General features: G+C 39.5%; 14 protein-coding genes. 4 read left to right on the forward strand and 10 right to left on the reverse strand.

Annotated features, from left to right (window positions below; translation table 11 throughout):
- The first annotated feature begins 46 nt into the window (after positions 1 to 46).
- Positions 47 to 2,047 carry a conjugal transfer protein MobC gene (gene mobC / locus HQ49_RS07660; RefSeq protein WP_036846893.1) on the forward strand — a complete coding sequence of 667 codons (2,001 nt, stop codon included), beginning with the start codon at positions 47 to 49 and terminating at the stop codon, positions 2,045 to 2,047.
- A gap of 9 nt (positions 2,048 to 2,056) precedes the next feature.
- Here the strand turns inward: mobC and HQ49_RS07665 are convergent, their stop codons facing one another.
- The 10 genes from HQ49_RS07665 to HQ49_RS07705 form a co-directional block, all read right to left on the reverse strand.
- Positions 2,057 to 2,542, reverse strand: coding sequence for a hypothetical protein (locus HQ49_RS07665; protein ID WP_036846890.1), 486 nt, complete (start codon positions 2,540 to 2,542; stop codon positions 2,057 to 2,059).
- A gap of 1 nt (position 2,543) precedes the next feature.
- Complete coding sequence (locus tag HQ49_RS07670; RefSeq protein ID WP_036846888.1) at positions 2,544 to 4,760, reverse strand: peptidase domain-containing ABC transporter; 2,217 nt, start codon at positions 4,758 to 4,760, stop codon at positions 2,544 to 2,546.
- Positions 4,761 to 4,763: 3 nt separating this feature from the next.
- On the reverse strand, positions 4,764 to 6,098 hold the full coding sequence (locus tag HQ49_RS07675) for a porin family protein (protein WP_152569158.1): 1,335 nt from the start codon (positions 6,096 to 6,098) through the stop codon (positions 4,764 to 4,766).
- Positions 6,053 to 6,859 carry a hypothetical protein gene (locus HQ49_RS07680; RefSeq protein ID WP_152569159.1) on the reverse strand — a complete coding sequence of 269 codons (807 nt, stop codon included), beginning with the start codon at positions 6,857 to 6,859 and terminating at the stop codon, positions 6,053 to 6,055. The genes HQ49_RS07675 and HQ49_RS07680 overlap by 46 nt, the downstream gene beginning before the upstream one ends.
- Before the next feature lie 538 nt (positions 6,860 to 7,397).
- Positions 7,398 to 9,242, reverse strand: coding sequence for a YcaO-like family protein (locus tag HQ49_RS07685; protein ID WP_036846884.1), 1,845 nt, complete (start codon positions 9,240 to 9,242; stop codon positions 7,398 to 7,400).
- Positions 9,243 to 9,263: 21 nt separating this feature from the next.
- On the reverse strand, positions 9,264 to 10,115 hold the full coding sequence (locus HQ49_RS07690; RefSeq protein WP_036846876.1) for a glycosyltransferase: 852 nt from the start codon (positions 10,113 to 10,115) through the stop codon (positions 9,264 to 9,266).
- Complete coding sequence (locus HQ49_RS07695; protein WP_160224191.1) at positions 10,112 to 12,403, reverse strand: TonB-dependent receptor; 2,292 nt, start codon at positions 12,401 to 12,403, stop codon at positions 10,112 to 10,114. Before HQ49_RS07695 ends, HQ49_RS07690 begins: the two co-directional genes overlap by 4 nt.
- A gap of 131 nt (positions 12,404 to 12,534) precedes the next feature.
- Positions 12,535 to 12,720: a hypothetical protein gene (locus HQ49_RS11430; RefSeq protein ID WP_036846872.1), complete on the reverse strand. Its 186-nt coding sequence runs from the start codon at positions 12,718 to 12,720 to the stop codon at positions 12,535 to 12,537.
- A gap of 218 nt (positions 12,721 to 12,938) precedes the next feature.
- Complete coding sequence (locus tag HQ49_RS07700; protein ID WP_036846869.1) at positions 12,939 to 14,090, reverse strand: beta-ketoacyl-ACP synthase III; 1,152 nt, start codon at positions 14,088 to 14,090, stop codon at positions 12,939 to 12,941.
- Between the two features lie 12 nt (positions 14,091 to 14,102).
- The gene (locus HQ49_RS07705) at positions 14,103 to 14,711 is read right to left on the reverse strand and encodes a TetR/AcrR family transcriptional regulator (RefSeq protein WP_036846864.1); all 609 of its coding nucleotides are present in this window, start codon (positions 14,709 to 14,711) and stop codon (positions 14,103 to 14,105) included.
- Between the two features lie 390 nt (positions 14,712 to 15,101).
- Here HQ49_RS07705 and HQ49_RS07710 point away from each other — a divergent pair, with 390 nt between their 5' ends.
- The 3 genes from HQ49_RS07710 (at position 15,102) to topB (ending at position 20,486) form a co-directional block, all read left to right on the forward strand.
- A complete protein-coding gene (locus HQ49_RS07710; RefSeq protein WP_160224193.1) occupies positions 15,102 to 16,421 on the forward strand; it encodes a radical SAM/SPASM domain-containing protein in 1,320 nt (439 codons plus the stop codon).
- 569 nt (positions 16,422 to 16,990) lie between these two features.
- A complete protein-coding gene (locus tag HQ49_RS07715) occupies positions 16,991 to 18,385 on the forward strand; it encodes a DUF4099 domain-containing protein (RefSeq protein WP_039419341.1) in 1,395 nt (464 codons plus the stop codon).
- Between the two features lie 25 nt (positions 18,386 to 18,410).
- Positions 18,411 to 20,486 (forward strand): type IA DNA topoisomerase, encoded by a 2,076-nt coding sequence (gene topB, locus HQ49_RS07720; RefSeq protein WP_036846849.1) that lies wholly within the window; start codon positions 18,411 to 18,413, stop codon positions 20,484 to 20,486.
- Positions 20,487 to 20,560 lie beyond the last annotated feature (74 nt).

The following is a 20,560-nucleotide window of genomic DNA, read 5'->3' on the forward strand; positions in this document are numbered from 1 at the left end:
CAGCATTATAACATGATTCTAACACCATTCAAATGATATTACAACTATGGCACAAGAAGATGATTTGAGAGCACTCGGCAAGATTATGGACTTTATGCGAGGACTATCCGTGATATTCTTCCTTATCAATTGTTATTGGTTCTGCTATGAAGCCTTTCATGCGTGGGGCTTTACGCTGGGTATTGTAGACAAAATCCTGATGAACTTTCAGCGAACGACAGGACTGTTCTCCTCCATCCTTTGGACGAAACTCTTCTGTGTAGTTTTCCTCGCCCTCTCTTGTCTCGGCACCAAGGGCGTCAAGGAGGAGAAAATCACTTGGTCAAAGATTTGGGCTGTACTCTCTTTTGGTTTTGTCCTTTTCTTTCTCAACTGGTGGTTACTTGCTCTACCGATTGGTAAAGTGGGAGCAGCCTCACTCTACGTTTTTACACTTTCAGTCGGCTACATCTGCCTCCTGATGGGTGGTGTGTGGATGAGTCGCCTACTCAAGAACAACTTGATGGACGATGTTTTCAATGTCGAGAACGAGAGCTTTATGCAGGAGACACGGCTAATGACCAACGAATACTCGGTCAATCTGCCGACACGCTTTTACTACAAAAAGCGATGGAACAAGGGCTGGATTAACATCGTCAATCCCTTTCGTGCCTCAATGGTGCTCGGCACGCCTGGCTCGGGTAAGTCCTTCGCCATTGTGAACAACTATATCAAGCAGCAGATTGAAAAGGGCTTTGCCATGTACATCTACGACTATAAGTTTCCAGACCTCTCGGAGATAGCCTACAACCATCTCCGTCATCATCTCGATGCCTACGAGGTGAAGCCACAGTTCTATGTCATCAACTTTGATGACCCACGCAAGAGCCATCGCTGTAATCCCATCAACCCGGCATTTATGACCGACATCTCAGACGCCTATGAGTCAGCCTACACCATTATGCTGAACCTTAACCGCACGTGGATACAGAAGCAAGGAGATTTCTTCGTGGAGTCGCCCATCATACTCTTGGCGGCCATCATCTGGTATCTCAAGATTTATGACGGAGGCAAGTACTGCACCTTCCCGCACGCTATTGAGTTCCTGAATCGCCCTTATGCTCAAATATTTCCCATCCTGACCTCCTATGATGAACTGGCCAACTATCTTTCTCCCTTTATGGACGCATGGGAAGGCGGTGCTCAAGATCAGTTACAGGGACAGATTGCTTCAGCTAAGATACCGCTCTCTCGCATGATTTCGCCGGCACTCTACTGGGTCATGACAGGAGATGACTTCTCGCTCGACATCAACAACCCCAAAGAGCCGAAAGTCTTAGTCGTAGGTAACAACCCCGACCGCCAAAACATTTACTCAGCTGCTCTCGGTCTGTACAACAGCCGTATCGTCAAACTCATCAATAAGAAGAAGCAGCTCAAGTCCTCCGTCATTATTGACGAGCTACCCACCATCTACTTTCGTGGGCTGGACAACCTCATTGCCACGGCTCGAAGCAACAAGGTCGCGGTATGTCTCGGTTTTCAAGACTTCTCACAGCTCACTCGTGACTATGGCGACAAGGAGAGCAAGGTAATACAGAACACTGTGGGCAATGTGTTCAGCGGTCAAGTAGTAGGCGAAACGGCGAAGACCCTCAGCGAACGCTTCGGCAAGGTGCTTCAGCAACGCCAGTCGATGACCATCAACCGCAATGACAAGTCCACCTCTATCTCCACACAGATGGATAGCCTAATCCCTGCCAGCAAGATTTCTAACCTCACGCAGGGTATGTTTGTCGGAGCGGTCTCCGATAACTTCGATGAACGCATCGAGCAGAAAATCTTTCATGCTGAGATTGTCGTTGATGTCGCCAAGGTATCTGCCGAAACCAAAGCCTACGAGCCTATCCCCGTCATTGCTGAGTTCACAAACAAAGATGGCTCCGATAATCTCAGCGAGACTATCGAAACCAACTATAAGCGAGTCAAACAAGAGGTCCTAACCCTTGTGAATGGTGAATTTGAACGAATCAAAGCAGATCCTACACTTGTACATCTAATCAAATAATAGACGTAACTACATACTGACATCCCAGAGTAATTTTTGAAATAGATTCCCTGACGATTTGACTACTCGAAAATCCACAGTCTGATTTTCCAGTGGTTTTATCGCTGCGATACGAAAACGACATATGGTCTTCTGTCGTTCCAAAGTATCCCGTACGGGAGAAAACTCAAGTATTTCTCCCTGTATTGTCTTTTGAGCTGTTTGAAGAAATAAAGCTTGCCCGTTTATGTCGTTTGGTCTTTTATTTTCGAATTTGAGCAAAATACTTATCTCTGTACTATCACCTGATGATAAGGGAATCTTGTGGATGGTCGCTGTTCCAGAATAAACTTGTTTGTAAGGCAATGAATAAGCTATAACAAAAAGGCAAAGCAACACTACTCCAATGGTCGTAATACCATAGCGCAAAAGAGAGGAAGGAATCTGTCCTATGATACTGCGAACTTTCTCGCTACGAAGTTCAAAACTTCGCTCTTGTTTCTTTTTCTCTTCCATATCAGTTGCCAAGTTCTAATTGATTCTTTACTAAGGCAAAGTATTTGCCACGTTTGGTGGTCAGTTCCTCGTGTGTACCTACCTCTACTATTTTACCTTCATCCAAAACTACAATTTGGTCGGCATTACGGACAGTGGAAAGGCGGTGTGCCACCACGACTACGGTTTTCCCTTTATAGAAATCTGAAAGGTGTTCTGTAATGGCGCGCTCGTTGTTCGCATCAAGGGCATTGGTAGCTTCGTCCAAGAATACAAACATCGGGTTCTTATAGACAACTCTTGCAATCAAGATACGTTGCCGTTGCCCTTGACTGATGCCTTGTCCATCCTGTCCTATCATGGTATTATAGGCTAAAGGAAGAGCTTCAATGTAGTCTGCAATATTTGCTACACGAGCTGCATAGCGGATACGTTCGATGTCGGGCTCGTCGTCCGATATGGCTATGTTCCTTGCAATGGTATCGGAAAAGAGATAGCCCTCCTGCATCACGGCTCCACATTGACTTCTCCACCACCCGAGATTGTATTCGTTCAGATTAGCATTGCCTACCCAAATGCTTCCGTTTAATGGTTCATAAAACCCTAATAGGAGTTTTATGAGAGTGGTTTTTCCACTTCCACTGGCACCAACAATAGCAGTAACCTTACCATTAGGGAGCAGGAGGTTTATGTCAGAAAGAATGTTTCGAGAACTGTGTATGTCATATTTGAAAGAAAGGGCTTTTATGGCAAGCGAACGCCCATCTACAGCCTCTTCAGTATAGTTGTTTTTTGTCCGTTCCGTGTTTTCCTCGTTGGTTTCGGTATGTATTTCATTCATACGGTCAAGGCTGATACTCACGTCCTGCCAAGAATAGATGAATTGAATAAGTTGCTCTACAGGACTATTAAGTTGTCCTATGATGTATTGCACCGCCAACATCATACCGAGGGTCATATTGCCATGTATCACAGCTGTGGCGGCGAGAACGGTAATGAGGATATTCTTTACTTCGTTGATGGTAATACTTCCTACCTGCTGTACCTGTTGCAGATTTAGGGATTGCAAATTGACCTTGAAAAGATCAGCTTGCACATCTTCCCATTCCCAACGTTTGCGCTGTTCGCAGCCTTGTAACTTGATTTCCTGCATACCCCCAATGAGCTGGTAGGTGACATTACGATTGCGCCCAGCCTGCTCGAAGTATTTATAGTCCAACTGTTTGCGCTTTTTGAGGAAGAGGATAATCCATCCAGCATAAAGCAATGTCCCCAGAAGAAAGACTAGGAAGATGCCAAGATTATAAACTGCAAGGACGATGCCGAACACGAGGAATGTGAAGAAGGAGAATAGCAGACTTAGACTACTTGATGTGAGGAATTGCTCCACACGACGATGGTCTTCAATGCGCTGCAGGAGGTCGCCCATCAGTTTAGTATCAAAGAACTTCATCGGTAGCTTCATCAGCTTGATGAAGAAATCCGATATAAGCGAGATATTGATGCGTGTAGAAATGTGCAGAAGTATCTTGGAGCGTATAAAGTCAATCATAGTGCGACTGAAAAGAAGCATCATCTCCGCGAAAAGGACGAGCCACACGAAGCCTATATCTTTTCCTCCGATACCTGTATCTACAATAGCTTGGGTGAGGAAGGGGAAAATGAGCTGTAAGAGCGAACCAAGTAGTAGTCCAAGAACTAATTGTGTAAAGAATCGCTTGTGTTTTTTGAGGTAACTCCAGAGAAATTTTAATCTATTTGGGGTTGGTACTGTATCTGTATATTTTTGAGAGTAAAAAGATTCTGTGGGCTCAAGAAGAAGGGCTATACCTTTTTCTTCATTATTGACCTTTGTACTAGCCCAATGTCCACAAAATTCTTCTTTAGAGTAAATTACAAGGCCTTTCGCTGGATCTGCAACATGGATAGCATACCTTCCTTTTCTTTTTTTCTTAATTTCATAAACAACAACAAAATGGTTCTGATTCCAGTGAGTAATACAAGGAAGAGGCGCTTGATTAGTAAGTGTCTCAAAAGTTATTCGCCCCCCTAACGAATGTAGTCCCTGCCTCTCAGCAGCCTTGCTGATGCCTAATAGAGAAACACCCTCTTTGCCTAGAGCACAATACTCACGGATTTTCTCATGGTCTGGATTGCGACCATAGTACTTGACTATCATAGCCAAGCACGCCGGTCCACAATCCATAGCATCTTTTTGCTTTACAAATTTAAGTTTCATTCTTTACTTCAAGATTGCGGATGGAGCTCCATACTGCTGTCCAATCTCATTATTTTGTCGTATTTTTTTTCCATACCCAAAGGTATAAGTAAAAGACAGATTGAGACGACGGTGAAAATTATTTCCCTCTAAATGTCTCGTCTCTGAGTATAGAGAACTATTGAGTGTTTCTGTGGAAGTCAACCAGTCACTTCGGAATAGATTATTAGCGCTCAAACGAATATTAAAGTTATTCTTACTCCATCCAACTTGCAGTTGCCAAAAGTCTCTGTCTTCATAATAGACTGCCCTATTCCCTTGTATCGTGCGAAATCTAGTTTGATATGCAGTCTGGAAATAAAAATCATTGAGATGGTATATAGCAGATGCATTGAAATAGAATGGTGTCTTAGTCATATCATAACAACCCAGAACTCTGAAAAATGTTACCGAAGGGGAAGCTGCAAGTTGTAACTTCCCATCAAGTAATTTGTAATTAAATGAAGCTCCTATCTGTGTGCGATGATACTGTGCATCCGTATCATAGCGTCTCAACAAAGCTTGACCATTATTGTAATGTTCAAAGACAGGTACATATAAATCTAGCTCCCCATAATACTGACAATAGAGGGATGTAGAGAACTTATTGCTTGGTATCCAATTGTATGAGAGATTATAGGAGAATTGGCGTGATAAACCTATGTTGGGATTTCCTGTAACATACATTAACTCGTTGTCCTTTAGAACATTTGGGCTTTTTATACTAGCTCCTGGATAATTAGATCCATAGTGGAAGTAAGTCCTGAAAGAGTGCATAGAAGATGGTGAAAACCCTGCAGAAAAATTAAAAAGAGGGTAGAACTTTTTAATTGATTTGGCGTTAATCTTATTCTCCTCCCACTGTAGGGAGATATCTGTACTTAGATTCCACCTATCATTGGAAAAATTATATCCTATAGTGCTGCCAGCAAAACGAGATATAAACTTATTGTCATAAGGAGAGGAACCTGTGTATTTCACATCATTTTGACTTTCTCCATAATAGCCACGCAAAAAGAATCTTTGTCGCTGTGCTATGTTTTTAGAGACAGTTGTATTTATACCATATCTGTACTGATTTTCTTCTGCATTATTTTCAATAGGAGTTGTGTTAGGATTCGTACTAGAGTACAGAATATTATCATTAATGCGGCTATAACTTGCATAGGGACTTACGCTCAGTTGTAGAGCATTCGCCAAAGCAAAAAAGTAATAACCTTTCCATGTGATAAATCGTTGATTTGTGGGATTGTCTTTTGCAAATGAATAGGAGTCTATTTTATCGGGTTCGTAAGAAAGGGTGCCAGAAGTCTTTGCCACTGGCTTTCTCCATAAGAAAAACCTACTGTATTGGCTAATTGAATATTGTTGGAGCCATATATCGCCCTAAGCGTAATCGGATACGTATTTTGTTTATAATGTCCTTTGTCAAATAGTTCTTTTCTTGTAATGGATACTCTGTCTCCATTACTGTCAAGAAGAGAATACCTACCTATTGTAGAAGCCCCAATATTGTGAAGATTATGATTTGATGCACCGACATAGAGGTCGTAAATCATCTTTCTGTAAGCAAATTTGGAATAGAATGAAATATTACTGGAAAGTCCAGTGAGGAAATCTTCTTTGATACTTAGTTTTGTATAACCTCCATATTCATACCTATGAACGATGAAATTAACCACATGTTCATGACCTTGAAATCGAGGATCGGAGGGGAAATCGAAATATTCTACCCTCCTGACATCTGTAGTTAACAAACCTTCAACATCCTCCTTTGAGACCGGAATAAAATTGATAAATAGGACTACACCATCGCCTGTTTGAGTCGTGATTGCATTATTCATCAGATTAATGCTTATCTGTGGCATTGCAATCTTCCGCAGAAGATCTACGGCATTTTGTGCAGAGTTTTTTTGTCTCACAGTCGGTATAACGACTGATGACTGAGGTGAAGTTCTCTGTAATTTAGCCTTAACTATGACCTCTTCCAACTGCTTTGTTTTTAGCGAATCAGTTTCTTGAGCCAGCATCGAAAAAGGTATTATGCTAGTCAATAAGGTAAAAAGAAGTTTTGTTTTCATATGCGTTATTGTTTTGCAATAGTTCTCTTGATTTTGCCTAAAATTATCGAGTCAATACCTCGTATCAAATCTTCTTTTTGGCAATTTAACCTACTACATTCAATACATTTTTGGACGCAATTTCCTCTACAAATTAGGAAATATTTCTCAACTTCTACTCTTTTCATTTTCAAAAAAATGAATTACAATAATATCTCAGAATATTATCGTTCGATTGAAACCCTTCGGTCTATACTATTGTCAAAGAGCAGCATATCTCAAACGCTGAAATAACAGGAACATGGGAAGTTGTTCTTTCTACGATCGAAGCAGGTTCAGCATCAGCCAAAGAGTTTAGTCAGCGTATTGCAGAGTATACAGAGCAAATCTTTTGAGAGCTTTTGAAGCACTCCACTGTTTCAGCCAATCTCGATAGATTTGTTCCTCATAGTGTCCAACGATCATAGCCAAACAGGCACGCCACAGTCCATTTGATCCAACTGCTCATAAAGCAGGCTTACATTTTCCGCTTTTGTCCGAAAAAAGAAAGCTTGTCAGACTACACAAATAAATGTTTCATCTCATCCTGTTTAATCGGATGCTGTAAATTCTCATCATGCATTTTCTTTTCGATGCTAAGAATTTCAAACAAGGCAGAATTGTTCTGAAAATCAGACTTAAGAAGACTAAACCCTGCAGGAAAACTATGATAATCTAGCACTTTTAAATTATCACTCATATCTTGATAAATTTCATGAGCGATCTCTGGAGTGTATTTTAACCCCAACAAATTTATAACATCATCGGACTGCAATGATTTGATCCTGTAGAGATACATGAAGTCTTTTACACCGAAAAAGTATTCATAAACTATAGGATTCTTGTTTTCTAGAAATCGACACATATTCTCGTATGCTTTATCATAATTTCCGATATAATAGTGTAGCATAGCAAGTAAATGACTTATTTCTATATCAGTTATATCTTTATCTATCCAGTACGGATAATTTTTAGCATATGATCTTTCTCTTTGTTTTATAAGATCTTCCCCTTTTTCCAATTGATCAATTATATTTTTGATAGTCTCTTTGTCACGGTTACCAAGATTGACAAGATCGCTCAAGTCTGGATTTGTGTATGTTGGAATAAGACTTTTTCTATCCGCAACAATTTGACTCATGCCTGGAATAAGAATATAGAATGCAGGAAATCCCAAATATGAATTATTTCTAACAAAAAGATTAAAACCCAAATTATTGATAATATTAAGTGCTATTTTTAAATCTGAGTCATTAGATAACCCATAGGCATTTGGAAATGGAGTGTGATTATATGAAAAAGAATTAGAGAAAATAGTTAAGGGCCAGTGACCGCTTCCGTTAACGAATATTCTCTCTAAATTAACATGGGAAGAATCCTTACCACGAAGCTTATTCAAGTCATCCTCATTATAAAAGTCGAATGAAATACTTTTGAAAGATTTGAGACCTTGGTATAATTCATTCAAGCAACGATCAAGAGCTATATCTTCTATGAAGTCTGAAGCGAGTTTAAAGTTATATCTCTTATTTTTCTTATCAATAATTATCAAACCAATCACAGGAAGTCCCTTGCCAAGAGAACAGTCTTTTATTATTAATTCATAACCCTTAATCGAATTCAAGTAATCAAGTTTATTCTTTACTGTTGAATTGGTGAAGTAACTATGAGGAATTGTTGGAGGAACAATACCATATGTGTATATCTGCGTAATGGCATATCGTTCGAATATTTCGCACAATCCTTGTAAAAGAGACTCTGATGGAATATTACCTGAAGCCATCCCATTGGAACCTGTTGCCGATAAACATAACTCAATTGGAACTAAAAGTTCTTTTTGATTTTGACAATCGTAAAATGGGACACACAGGAAGCATTCATCTCCATATTTCTCAACCAAATCATGTGAAAATTCTTCTATATTGTCATAATTGAATAATGCACATAGCTCCTTCCCAAATCTTGCTAAGACTTCTTCTCCTGATAAGTATTTCTCTCGTGGATCATAGTAGAAATCAAACACCAAATCCTTTTGTTGCAAATATTGTTTATAGGATTGATCAGCTTTTCCAGAGTTCAGGAACTCCTCTGTAGCAAATCTTCTCGCAAAAAGAAGCATATTATTTTGTAGACGTTCCATAAATTCCGCATACCCACTGGCCAAAGAATACTCAAATGAGGAACCTTTCCCATTTGTGCCAATATTAAGGTCTCTAATCTTATCATTCCCAATCGTGATACGACATGAATAAAACTTAGAAGACTCTACATAACTCTCACTTGTGAGGAGTCCCAATCTTCCTAGAATTGCCTTGATACGAGTTATTGTACTTACAGGAGTCGTAGCTTTATATTTCTTTTTCATATCCACTCATATATTAAATAATTAAACATTGTCATTCATGAAAGATCGATTGAGAGAATAAAACTCTTTTATAGAGAGAAGATAATCTCTCGAATTATTTATCTCCATCAACTCATAAAGGTCTAGAATATTATCAAAAATCCGGCTAGCAAAAACTTTATTTTTAGTATAATTGGTTCTATCAATTTCATACGGAGTGTCGGATATATTACGATAATAATGCCCAAAACAGATGTCTTTTATTAAGGCACACTTACCTCCATTTTTCCAAACTCTCATGCTCATAACTTGCTCATCAAATCCGTATCCGTCAAGCCCAGATAGCCCCCCAAAGTTTTGCCAAAAAGTACAAGAGCAAAAATAAGCACCACCCAACACACATGGAACTAGTTCTACAGAACTAGTGGGAATGTACTCTTTATAATTCCAATTAACAAGCAAATCAGAAGGATCTATATAAGCTCCAAAAGATTGCTGCCTTTCTTTTATTAAACGACCATGTTTATCTATAGATGCCGTTTGACAGCAATAAAGTTGATTCTCTACGCTCATTCCATAATCTAACAGTTTCCTATCCCAATACTCCGATAATGCTTTCATATGCCCATCCAACAGCAAGAAAAACTCTGATTTGCAGAGTGCTATTCCTATTTCCCTACTGCGTGCAATGCCCTTCTTGGTGCGATTCCGATAATATTTGGCACCGAACTCTACTGCGAGACTCTGATAGTCATAATTATCGGTTGATGCATCGTCAATTAAAAGAATCTCTGTGAGATGTGAATCCATCGTAGAAAAGATATTCTCAACTGTCATCCTGAGCAAATCCGCCTCATTGCTAAAAGTAATTATGATTGTTAAAGCCTTCTTCATATACCAATCCTATCCTTTTTAATATCGACCTTACTTTTCTTGAACATCTCTCCCAATGTCCATTGCAAGGCTAACTTTAAAACGCGAGTGTCATTGTCCAGTGTGAATTTGTAATTCTGATTTCCTAAGTTTGCCCTCGTTGTAGGAATCCTTCCTCGTAGTAAATCCTGCACATCTAATGACAAAGACAAATTTTTTCGTATGAACCAACGCACTCCAAGATCCAAATTATGGAGAGAAGAAACATCATAAATGCCTTGTATCATAGGTGTCACATAATATCCATCTAAATAGCACGAAATATTTTTTATTGGTGAATAATTCATATTAACAGCAACTCTACCAGTAAGTTTAGTACGATCAAATACAATATTTTGTAGCTGTCCTCTGTCCATAAGATAGAAGAGAGTGCCCGTTAATCTCAAATCAAAATTATTGGAAAGATTTAGAGGTATTATGGTCATCAGTCCCCACTGTCTGTTCATTTCCATATTTATAGAATGATATGTAGCAGTATGTTTTTGGGGATCTATATAAAGTTGTTGGGTAATATGATTTTTAGTATTTTGAAGAAAAAATTGTGTGATATATTTTCCTTTATTTATCCATGTTAGTCGCAAAGAATTCATTTGGCTGGGAACCAGCGAAGGATTTCCCTGTACTCTAGTTAGCTCTGATATATACGAAAGACCTGGAGTCAACTGCCAATAAGCAGGGTCTCTCAACTCTGACGAGTATGAGAGCATCAGCGTATTTCGTTTAGGTAAACGCAATGTAAGACTTGCCGTTGGATATAGTCTTGAAACTTTCCGATTTTCTTCTTCGTCATGAATCCAACGGTCTATATGCAGATCGTAAATAAGATTACCCTTTACTACTAGCCATTTAGTTATAGTATAATCAGCTCCAAAATAAGTTTTATTATAAAACTCTATGTCTCTAGATTTCACTCCGTGCGAGGATGTAGCCTTTTGCTGTATCTCATTGTTTACTGTACTTGTTCTCAGATACTCTCCTGCTATGATTCTTAAACCCCTTATATTTTTGATAGGTTGATTGTAATCAATTGTAAGTCCTCCTCGGTAGACTTGTTGATTGAGGAATTGAGGAACAAGATGTTCGGTAAGACTTGGGAGACTTATTTTCTCTGTGTGGAAACTCATCCCTTGAAGTGACATTGTTAACCTTGGGGAGGTATACGAAAGATCTATTATGTGATTAGATGCGTTTGTATTGTTCTCAATCTTAGATTTAACATTTTTTTTGCCATCTCCTAAATTCGTATTTCCCGAAATATTGCCATCAGAAGATGAATGGTTGACATTGTAAACAAATCCTAGTTGTTGCTTGCTATCAGAGGAAATAGGATAGACAAAACTAAGGTAAGCCCTATGAAAATTCCCTTGCGTGTTATTTTCTGATAACTCAGAAAAATCTGCGACCTTCTCTGACTTTCCCCATATAGACTGGTTGGTAAGATAATTCTCATTGGTATAAGAGTAATGAGCTTGTACGGAAAGGGACTTTATATTCGCATTGATTGTAAAATTTCCATATGTAGTAGTTCGCCTTGAAACGGCACCTCCTACATTAAAATCTGTCTGAAAATATTTGCCACGAGGTGTTTTTTTTAGGACGACATTGATAGAAGAATGTGTACTTCCCAATTCTGGGGCGGCATCATACCTAATGTCAATTTGCTCTACCATCTCTGGAGAAATAGCCTTTAGTTTAGTAACGATTTGATCATATGGCATAAGTGTCTTTCTACCATTGATTACAAGTGTTGTAGAGGGCATACCAATCAGAGAGAGCATCCCTTTTTCTATGCTTACTCCAGGAAGTTTGCTCAGCATGTCATATGCACTCGTAACACTCTTGGCAATCTTTCCCAAAGAATGATTAGAATAGACTAATGCCCCTTCTTCAATCTTTACCATTGGTCGCTCGGATACAATGACCAACTCATCTAATACTTTAACTTTATCCTCTAGAATAAAGTAATTTATCTGCCCTCGTTTAATTTTTTGTAAAACTACAGATTTATATCCTAAGTGGCTCAGAGAAGCACTTAAACAATCACTGAATTCTTTAGTTGATTCGATAACAAAACGCCCAGATCTACTAGTCACGACCGTTTTAAGTCTCTGAAGTGTATCAGTACAATTATATATACTTACATCAACACCTGAGATAGGACTTCCAGAATGATCTAAAACCAAGCCTTCTATATCATTATTCTGAGCAAAACACATATCTGTTATAGATAATAGTAATGCTATAATCAATACCAATCTATTTAAAAACATAATTGTGGAAAAGAAGGATTAAGAGAGGGCAGGGCAAGCCCTGCCCTCAAAATTCAAATAAGTTCACTCAGAACGTAGAGTTATCACGAAGAATATCAAATAAGATTCTCTTAAATCAATCCGTGACCTCTAGTCCTATCTGGTGTTACAACGACTTCATTCAATGTGCCACCATCATACGTATCTTCGGATTTGCTAATATCAATAGCAGTCGATCTACCAGCCTTGATGGCTTCCACTGAAACTTCCTCGACTTCAACACTTCGAAATTGTAGTCTTTCAGATAGAGTTTTCATACTAAAAAATACTTTTGTTAGTTACACTCCGTTCATACTCAGGAGCTATTTGTACCTTTGTACTCTGTTTGGTCAGATCCCTTTTTAGTACCATAGTAGGGAGCTATGTTGCGATAGCAAATGTTAGATGTACGAGCTAACAAGAACTTTTGCAATTAGGTGAGACACGTCTCACTTTTTCGAGGTGTACTATCCTCTACCTACGAGCTCTGTAGATGTTACACATTGATACCAATATATTTCAATAATGCAGATCCATATGAGAATCTGCCACTCTCTGGAACAAGGAGAAGTATTTTTTCTCCTCGATTTATTTCTTTTGTTTTGATTAATTCGTCTAATGCCACATAGATAGCTGCTGAACCTATATTTCCAACTGAAGTTAGGTTTGTAAACCACTTTTCTTTCGTTAGAGCAATTCCTCGATTGGAAAGTTCATCATTAAGTTTCTCATAAAAGAACATTGAAGAGACATGAGGTATTACATAGTCTATCTCTTCTGGCTTTATATTGTGCATAGCAAGTACTGTCTCTATGTGATCTACCCAATACTTGATAATGTGAACTTTCAACTGGCGAATATCTTGTTTACCCACAAGAACTCCACGCTCTTTAATTTCCTCGGGAGTATATTCTTTCCAACTCTTCAAACGTCCATCGGATTGTAATTCCGAAGCCATGAACATACACGTTGGTAGTTCATTAGCGTATGAGGTCATCTCAATCCATTCGATTTCGAGAGAGGGGTCTCCTTTAGGAGTATCTTCTACTAATACAGCCCCGGCACCATCAGACAACATAAACCTCATAAAATCCTTTTCAAAAGCCATATAGGGGTCTTTATCCGGATTCGCATGTGTTGCTTCATATTCGGGGTCATAGAATTTTGCAACCAATGCCGGTGAGGTTAATTCCGAAGCAACGCATACAGCCTTTTGATGCAATCCTGCAAGAATATTACTGTAACAAATCTTCAGTGCTTGTAGGGAAGTGAGACATACACCTGCTGAGGAAAATATCTCCATCGGGAAGTTTCCTAGCTCTCCATGCACCATAGAGGCATGGGAGGGCAGAAGTTGATCGGGAGTACTCGTACCACAGGCTAAAAGGGTAACATCGGTTGGTACAACTCTATCTGCAAATAAATCCACCACAGCTTCTTTTGCAAGCTGTGCATTGGAGTGAGTTATCTTATGCTCCTTATCCAAGCCATAATACCGAGTTTTAATTCCATTCTGTCTTAGTACAATAGAGCGAACTCTTGAGGGTTTTCCCCCAATCATCCCTATATAATCTTCCATTTCATCGTTGGATATTGGCTTATTGGGTAAATAAGAAGCAATCCGATTAATGTACACCTTCTTTTCCATCGCTCAATGTTTTTATAATTTATACTCTTGGTAGATAAATTCCCATAACCTCTGTAACTCTTCAATAGAGAGGCGGTCAACTAGAGCTCCTTTGTAGGACAGTCCTAAATAAAGAGTCCGAAATACCGTAATAATTTGACCATTATCAATGTCCTCCCTAATCTCTCTTTTCTTTTTTGCCAATTCTATAACTTCATTCCATGTTTTAACCTCCTGCTCTTCATACTCCTGTATCTTTTCTTGCCATGATGCATAATGCTCCTTGAGATACAGAATAAAACTCATAAAACTGGCTGCTGTAACCGAAGCTCCCAGAGTCTCTGAAAAATGGAGCATTCGTTCACCAATTATCTTGGTACAATGAGCTAAAAAATCTTTCAAAGGAGTTGGAGACTTAGGAGATTCAATGAAACTCTCTCCTTCTCGAAAAAAATTAAATACAAAACGATCAGCCACCTGATTGAAGATATCTTCTTTTCCTTTGAAGTGATGGAACATCCCTCCTCGTGAAATATTCGTTGCTTTTACCAAATCTGCAAAGCTAACCGCATCATACCCTCTAGACAAGAATAGCCTGAAAGCTTCCTTCAATATGATTTCTTTGTTATTTGTTCGTGCCATTACTTTAGAATTAAAACAGAACGTTCATTCTCTATTTCTGAATGCAATATTATAAAAGAATATTGGATTCGCCAAATTTTGAAATGTTTTTTAGGCAAGAAATATACCTACCATAAGTAGTATACTAAACGATCATTTAATCATCTGATATAAAACATATTGAAAATCACACCACGACATTGCGAAGCTGAGACACTGAAAAGCATATGACTATAATATATTCAGATGTTGTAACAAAAAAACTTGGATGAGTTATATTTTTTTTATCTTTGTGATACACAATCAGAGTATAAATACTCACATTACACATGAAAATCAAAGCCAATCTAATTGGGCTAGAAAATTTTTGAAATGAATCGGTTAGCCTTATTAATGAAAGAGATAGTCATTATGAATCAAACGATTAAAAAAAAACCAGAAATAATTTCCAGAACATTAAGCAATAAATTATTTCTTTTCAATGAGATTAGTCAAGATATGTTTTGTCTTAATGAGAATGCGAATGCAATATGGCAATTAATTGACAAAAACATAAATTACACTGCCTTATTGAAGGAAATAAAGTGCCTTAAAATTGGCATATCAGAGGACGAGGTTAAAGACTTAATAAACTTCCTGATAGCAAATAATTTGATAGAAGGGCAATACTCGACTGAGAATATCCCTATCAATAACAATGTAGAGTCAATGGAATTGTGGAAGTTTGTTAATAAGCATACAGGTCGCTATTATCCAATAACAGTTACTTGGGAAATTACCTATAAATGTAATCAGACATGTATTCATTGCTATGAGGACTGTGACTTTACGAAAAATATGCAAGACTTAGATATTGAGTCGATTAGAAGAATATTAATCGATCTGAAAAAAAATGGTTGTTTCATATTGAATATTACTGGAGGAGAACCCTTTGCGAGAAAAGATATTTTTGACATTCTAAGAATAGCCAAAGAACTAAATTTTTCGATAGTTTTATATTCAAATGCTTCCATTATTAAAGATTCAGATATTTTCGAACTCAAAAAAATAGGTATTTCAAAATTATGTATTACTCTATTCAGTTTGGATCCCCAAAAGCACGATAAAATAGCAAACAGAATAGGACTTCAGATTAAAACCCTAGGCAATATTCTAAAGCTTCGTGAAACAGGTATACCAGTCAGAATAAATGCCCCTTTGACGAAATATAATTTTGATGGTTATAAGGATTTAGTTTCTTTCTCTAAAGAAAAGAATTGTGAGTTAGTTATTACACCAACCATGACTCCAAAAGATGATGGGGATATGTCTCCTCTTGAATTATGCTTAAATGATGATCAGTTTGAGACAATTTTACTAGACAAAGATATCAATGTTGAAATGGAAGACGATAGAATTTCACTTGACAACAAATTAGAGAGTGTTGCTTGTAATGTTGTTTTTTCAAGCATTGCAATTTCTGCAGATGGAAAGGTTTATCCATGTAATACTTTCAAACTTGAGTGTGGTAACTTAAAAAAAGATTCATTATCTAATATATGGAATAACTCCGAAGTGTTAAATAAACTAAGAACAACTAAAATCAAACAGATTTCTGATTGTAATAACTGTCCTAGTCTAGACTATTGCTTACCTTGTCCAGCGTATTCATGGCTAGAAAACAAAAAAATAGTTGGCAAGTCTTGTATTAGTTGTCGCACCGCTCGTATCCGTCAAAAACTTGGATTATAACCCACCATTTAACAAATTATCATTTTTTATGAAAACACTAGTCAAAGAAAGAACTCTAGAAGTTCAAAAGCCAGAAAAGTCACAGTTGACTAATTCTGAAAAAGTTAGAAGTGAGCAAAGGTCTTTTGTTGTAGGTATCTCAAAAAATCGAAAAATTACAATGTGCGCAAGTCATAGCTGTAATGCAAAATAGATAGAGATTACAAATTCTGGGAAAGTGTGGCAGCAATAAGGCTTACAGCTGGCAATTCAAGTTTTCTATCTTGCTTAAACTTCTGAGTAGAACTTGACACATATAACGCTGATAATTTCTTACTGCTGCCACTCTTGATTATAAAAGCCTCATAACCAAACATCAATTCAATCTAAAGAGAATACACAACACGCTGCATATTAGATAATTACGATTTAAGATTAAAACTACGCCAATCTTTAGCCTTCTCAAAAAAGATTCTCTATTTTTTATTTATCCCTACTTTTCCTTCAAAATCCTTATCCCTTAGAGTCAAAAGTTTTTGCTTATATATTTGCTGTTCGATGATGAATTACTCACCTAATAACAAAGTATTATGGAATCGAACAACAATGATTACGTATTGGTCTTAGAAGACCGCACAGCCGTGAAAAACACCCAAGAGGTCGGTACGCTTTCTGTCGTTTCAGGTATTGACGAAAGTGGTCAACTCAAGACCTCAGAAGCACGGGAAGCCAATCAAGCTTCCTTCTTGAAGTTTAACAGCAAGGATGGACTTCTTAAGAACTTTATGACCAACTTCCTCAAGCAGTTCAATGACCCTTCTCGTTTCGGACTGTATAAGGTGGTAGCTAATAATGTGGAACAAGGTGTAGAACATCTCCGCACAGCTCTTCAAAACAGACAAAGTTCCGAAGTAAAGGCGCAGCTCCAAGAGAGTCAAGTACACTTTGAGGACTTTCTACCCATGCAGAAAAATGCTACAGCTATTGATCCGGAAAAGATTGATTGGCGTATGCTCGAAGATCTCGGGTTGAGCCGAGAAAAACTTGAAGCGAGTGGGGCTTTAGAGAAGATGCTCAACTGGCAAAAGAGCGACCTTGTGGGCATTGCTGTACCCTATGGCAACAGCTCTATTTATACGGAGGCACGCCTCGCCTTCCGAACCGATGATAATGGTAACATTGGTCTTGCTGTGCATGCTATGCGTAAAGAACCACAGTTGGATTTCCCCTATATGGGACACCAGTTTACACCGGAGGAGAAGGAACAGCTTCTCAAAACAGGCAACCTTGGAAAAACCATTGAAGTAACTCCGAAGAATGGCGAGTCTTTTGCCGCCTATGTGTCTATTGATCCACAGACCAACGAGGTTATTGCACTGCGTGCCGACCGTGTCTCTATTCCCAAAGAAATCAAAGGGGTTACACTCTCTGATATCCAGTACAAAGACCTTGTAGAAGGTAAGGCGGTGAAAGTAGAAGGCATGACCTCGAAGAATGGCAAATCCTTTGATGCAACCTTGCAGGTAAATGCCGAGAAAAAAGGTATCGAATTTATCTTTGGTGAAAGCAAAAGTCTCCAAGAGCGCCAGGGTCAACAGCAGAAGCAAGGAGGAGTGCCTCATAAACTCTGTGGCTTGGAGCTAACCGAAAAACAGCGTGAAGCATTGAACAGTGGTAGCACACTCTATCTCAAAAACATGGTAGATAAGGAAGGTAAAAGCTTTAATGCCTATGTACGTATGGATAAGGAGCAGAACCGCCCACGCTTCTTCAAATACAATCCTGATAAGAAACAGGGGAATGGCAAAGTTGAAGCCGTGGCTGAAGAACACAAGACGCAGGTAGCAGTCAATAACCAAGGCAAGACCAACGAAGCCACTAAGCACTTAAAAGAACCACTCAAATCCGGCCAAACACAGCCCTCGGCAGAGCAAAAAGAGAAGCAAGAGAGAAAGACACAACAGCGTCGTGGACGCAAGATGTAACCCAATAACATAAGATTAACCGACCATGATAACATGTATTATTGCTGAGAAGCCCTCGGTGGCTCGTGATATTGCCCGTATTGTAGGGGCAAATACGAAACAGGAGGGATACCTCGAAGGAGGTGGCTACCTCGTGACTTGGGCGATGGGTCATCTCATTACGCTGGCCATGCCCGAAGTTTATGGCTACTCTACCTATAAAGCCGAAGACCTGCCCATTCGTCCCGAGCCCTTCCGACTCATCGTTCGCCAAGTCCGCAAGGATAAAGAACTATGTGATGATCCTGTTGCTGTAAAACAACTGAAAGCCATTCGTCATTGCTTTGATTTGGCTGAGCACATCATCGTAGCAACCGATGCTGGAAGAGAGGGAGAGTTGATATTTCGCATGATTTATCAATACCTAGATTGCCACAAGCCATTCGACAGACTCTGGATTAGTTCACTTACAGATAAAGCTATCTGTGAGGGCTTAGCTCAGGTGAGAGCAGGGAGAGAGTATGATAACCTTTACTATTCCGCTAAAGCCCGAAGTGAAGCCGATTGGCTTGTAGGTATCAATGCCAGTCGGGCCTTGTCGATTGCTCGTAAGGGAGGTTACTCTTTGGGACGTGTACAGACACCAACGCTTGCGATGGTATGCCGTCGTTACCTTGAAAACAAGAACTTCTCTTCTGTCCCTTATTGGAGAGTGAATGCCTTAGTGGAGAAGGAGGGCATCCTCCTCAAAGCCATTAGCACAAACAGCTTCGATAATGAGGTCTCGGCACAGACTGCTCTCAGTGCCCTCCACAGTCAGGGCCGATTGGCCGTATCATCGCTCACAAGAAAGGTAGGAACTACTCCTCCACCACTCTTGTATGATCTTACCACACTTCAGAAGGAGGCAAATCGGAAGTATGGCTTCTCGGCAGACAAGACACTCTCAATAGCTCAATCTCTCTATGAGAAGAAAGTCGTAACCTATCCCCGCACAGGCAGTCGTTACATCAGTGAAGATGTCTTCGAGGAAGTTTCTGTTATTCTCAGTATGCTTGGAGAAGGCTTGACAGCTCCTCTCAACCGTCATAGCGTGGATAATGGTAAGGTCACAGACCATCATGCCATTATCCCAACCGGAGAAAGGGCATTGGGGCTCAGTGCAGGTGAAAACACCATCTATCAGATGATTTGTACACGCTTTATCGAAGCCTTCTCTCCGAACTCAGAAGAGGAGCGTATGCAGGTCATCTTCACGGATGGCACCCATTCCTATATTTGGAGGGCGTGTCATATTTTATCTTCCGGCTGGAAAGCCGTTGCCCAAGAGAATAAAGAGAAGAACAAAGGAGAGGAGACAGAAAATGAAGAAGAGCAGTTGGCATCTCTTCCCAACCTTACAGAAGGTGAAACTCTTCAGGCCAGCTCTGCCAGAATCACAACACACAAAACGAAACCTAAGCCCCTCTATACTGAGGCGACTTTGCTCTCGGCTATGGAACATGCCGGCAAAGAGGTCGAAGAAGCAGAAAGCCGTCAAGCGATGGCAGAATGTGGCATCGGAACACCTGCCACACGAGCAAACATCATCGAGACTCTGATTTTGAGAGAGTACATCCGACGGGAAAAGAAAAGCATCGTACCCACAGAAAAAGGACTTTCGGTCTATGAGATTGTCAAAGACGAGCGTATCGCCAATGCCGAGATGACAGGAACATGGGAGGTTGCTCTTTCTGCGATTGAGTCCGGTTCGGCATCTGTCGAACAGTTTAGTCTGCGTATTGCAGAGTACACCGAGCAAATCTGTCGAGAGCTTTTGAAGCTATCGCCTCCACAAAAGAGCTATCCCAGCTATTGCTGTCCCAAGTGTGGGAACAAAAGTGTCGGTATCTATGCAAAGATTGCCAAGTGTAGACATGAGGGTTGTGGCTTCGTCATCTTCCGAGAAGTTTGTGGCACGTTCCTCTCTGAGGATAATCTCCGAGACCTGATCAATACCAAACGCACACCCATTCTCAAAGGCTTGGTGAGCAAGGCCGGTAAAAAGTTCAATGCTCGACTTGTTCTCCAAAACGACAATACTACAACCTTTGAGTTTGAGGGCAAGAAAAAGAAGAAATAAAAACTTTTTTCTTTCACCGCAAAAAAACGACAGTCGGTAGTGTAAGATGCACTCTTCACTATCGACTGTGTAAC

This window comes from Porphyromonas gulae (genome assembly GCF_000765945.1).
GTDB lineage: Bacteria > Bacteroidota > Bacteroidia > Bacteroidales > Porphyromonadaceae > Porphyromonas > Porphyromonas gulae.

Excerpts from the sequence above, each read along its gene's own strand:
- HQ49_RS07700 (WP_036846869.1), bottom strand. The coding sequence starts at position 14,090 with ATGGAAAAGAAGGTGTACATTAATCGGATTGCTTCTTATTTACCCAAT.
- HQ49_RS07680 (WP_152569159.1), bottom strand. The coding sequence starts at position 6,859 with ATGAAAACAAAACTTCTTTTTACCTTATTGACTAGCATAATACCTTTT.
- HQ49_RS07710 (WP_160224193.1), top strand. The coding sequence starts at position 15,102 with ATGAATCAAACGATTAAAAAAAAACCAGAAATAATTTCCAGAACATTA.
- HQ49_RS07690 (WP_036846876.1), bottom strand. The coding sequence starts at position 10,115 with ATGAAGAAGGCTTTAACAATCATAATTACTTTTAGCAATGAGGCGGAT.
- HQ49_RS07705 (WP_036846864.1), bottom strand. The coding sequence starts at position 14,711 with ATGGCACGAACAAATAACAAAGAAATCATATTGAAGGAAGCTTTCAGG.
- mobC (WP_036846893.1), top strand. The coding sequence starts at position 47 with ATGGCACAAGAAGATGATTTGAGAGCACTCGGCAAGATTATGGACTTT.
- HQ49_RS07685 (WP_036846884.1), bottom strand. The coding sequence starts at position 9,242 with ATGAAAAAGAAATATAAAGCTACGACTCCTGTAAGTACAATAACTCGT.
- HQ49_RS11430 (WP_036846872.1), bottom strand. The coding sequence starts at position 12,720 with ATGAAAACTCTATCTGAAAGACTACAATTTCGAAGTGTTGAAGTCGAG.
- HQ49_RS07715 (WP_039419341.1), top strand. The coding sequence starts at position 16,991 with ATGGAATCGAACAACAATGATTACGTATTGGTCTTAGAAGACCGCACA.
- topB (WP_036846849.1), top strand. The coding sequence starts at position 18,411 with ATGATAACATGTATTATTGCTGAGAAGCCCTCGGTGGCTCGTGATATT.
- HQ49_RS07665 (WP_036846890.1), bottom strand. The coding sequence starts at position 2,542 with ATGGAAGAGAAAAAGAAACAAGAGCGAAGTTTTGAACTTCGTAGCGAG.
- HQ49_RS07670 (WP_036846888.1), bottom strand. The coding sequence starts at position 4,760 with ATGAAACTTAAATTTGTAAAGCAAAAAGATGCTATGGATTGTGGACCG.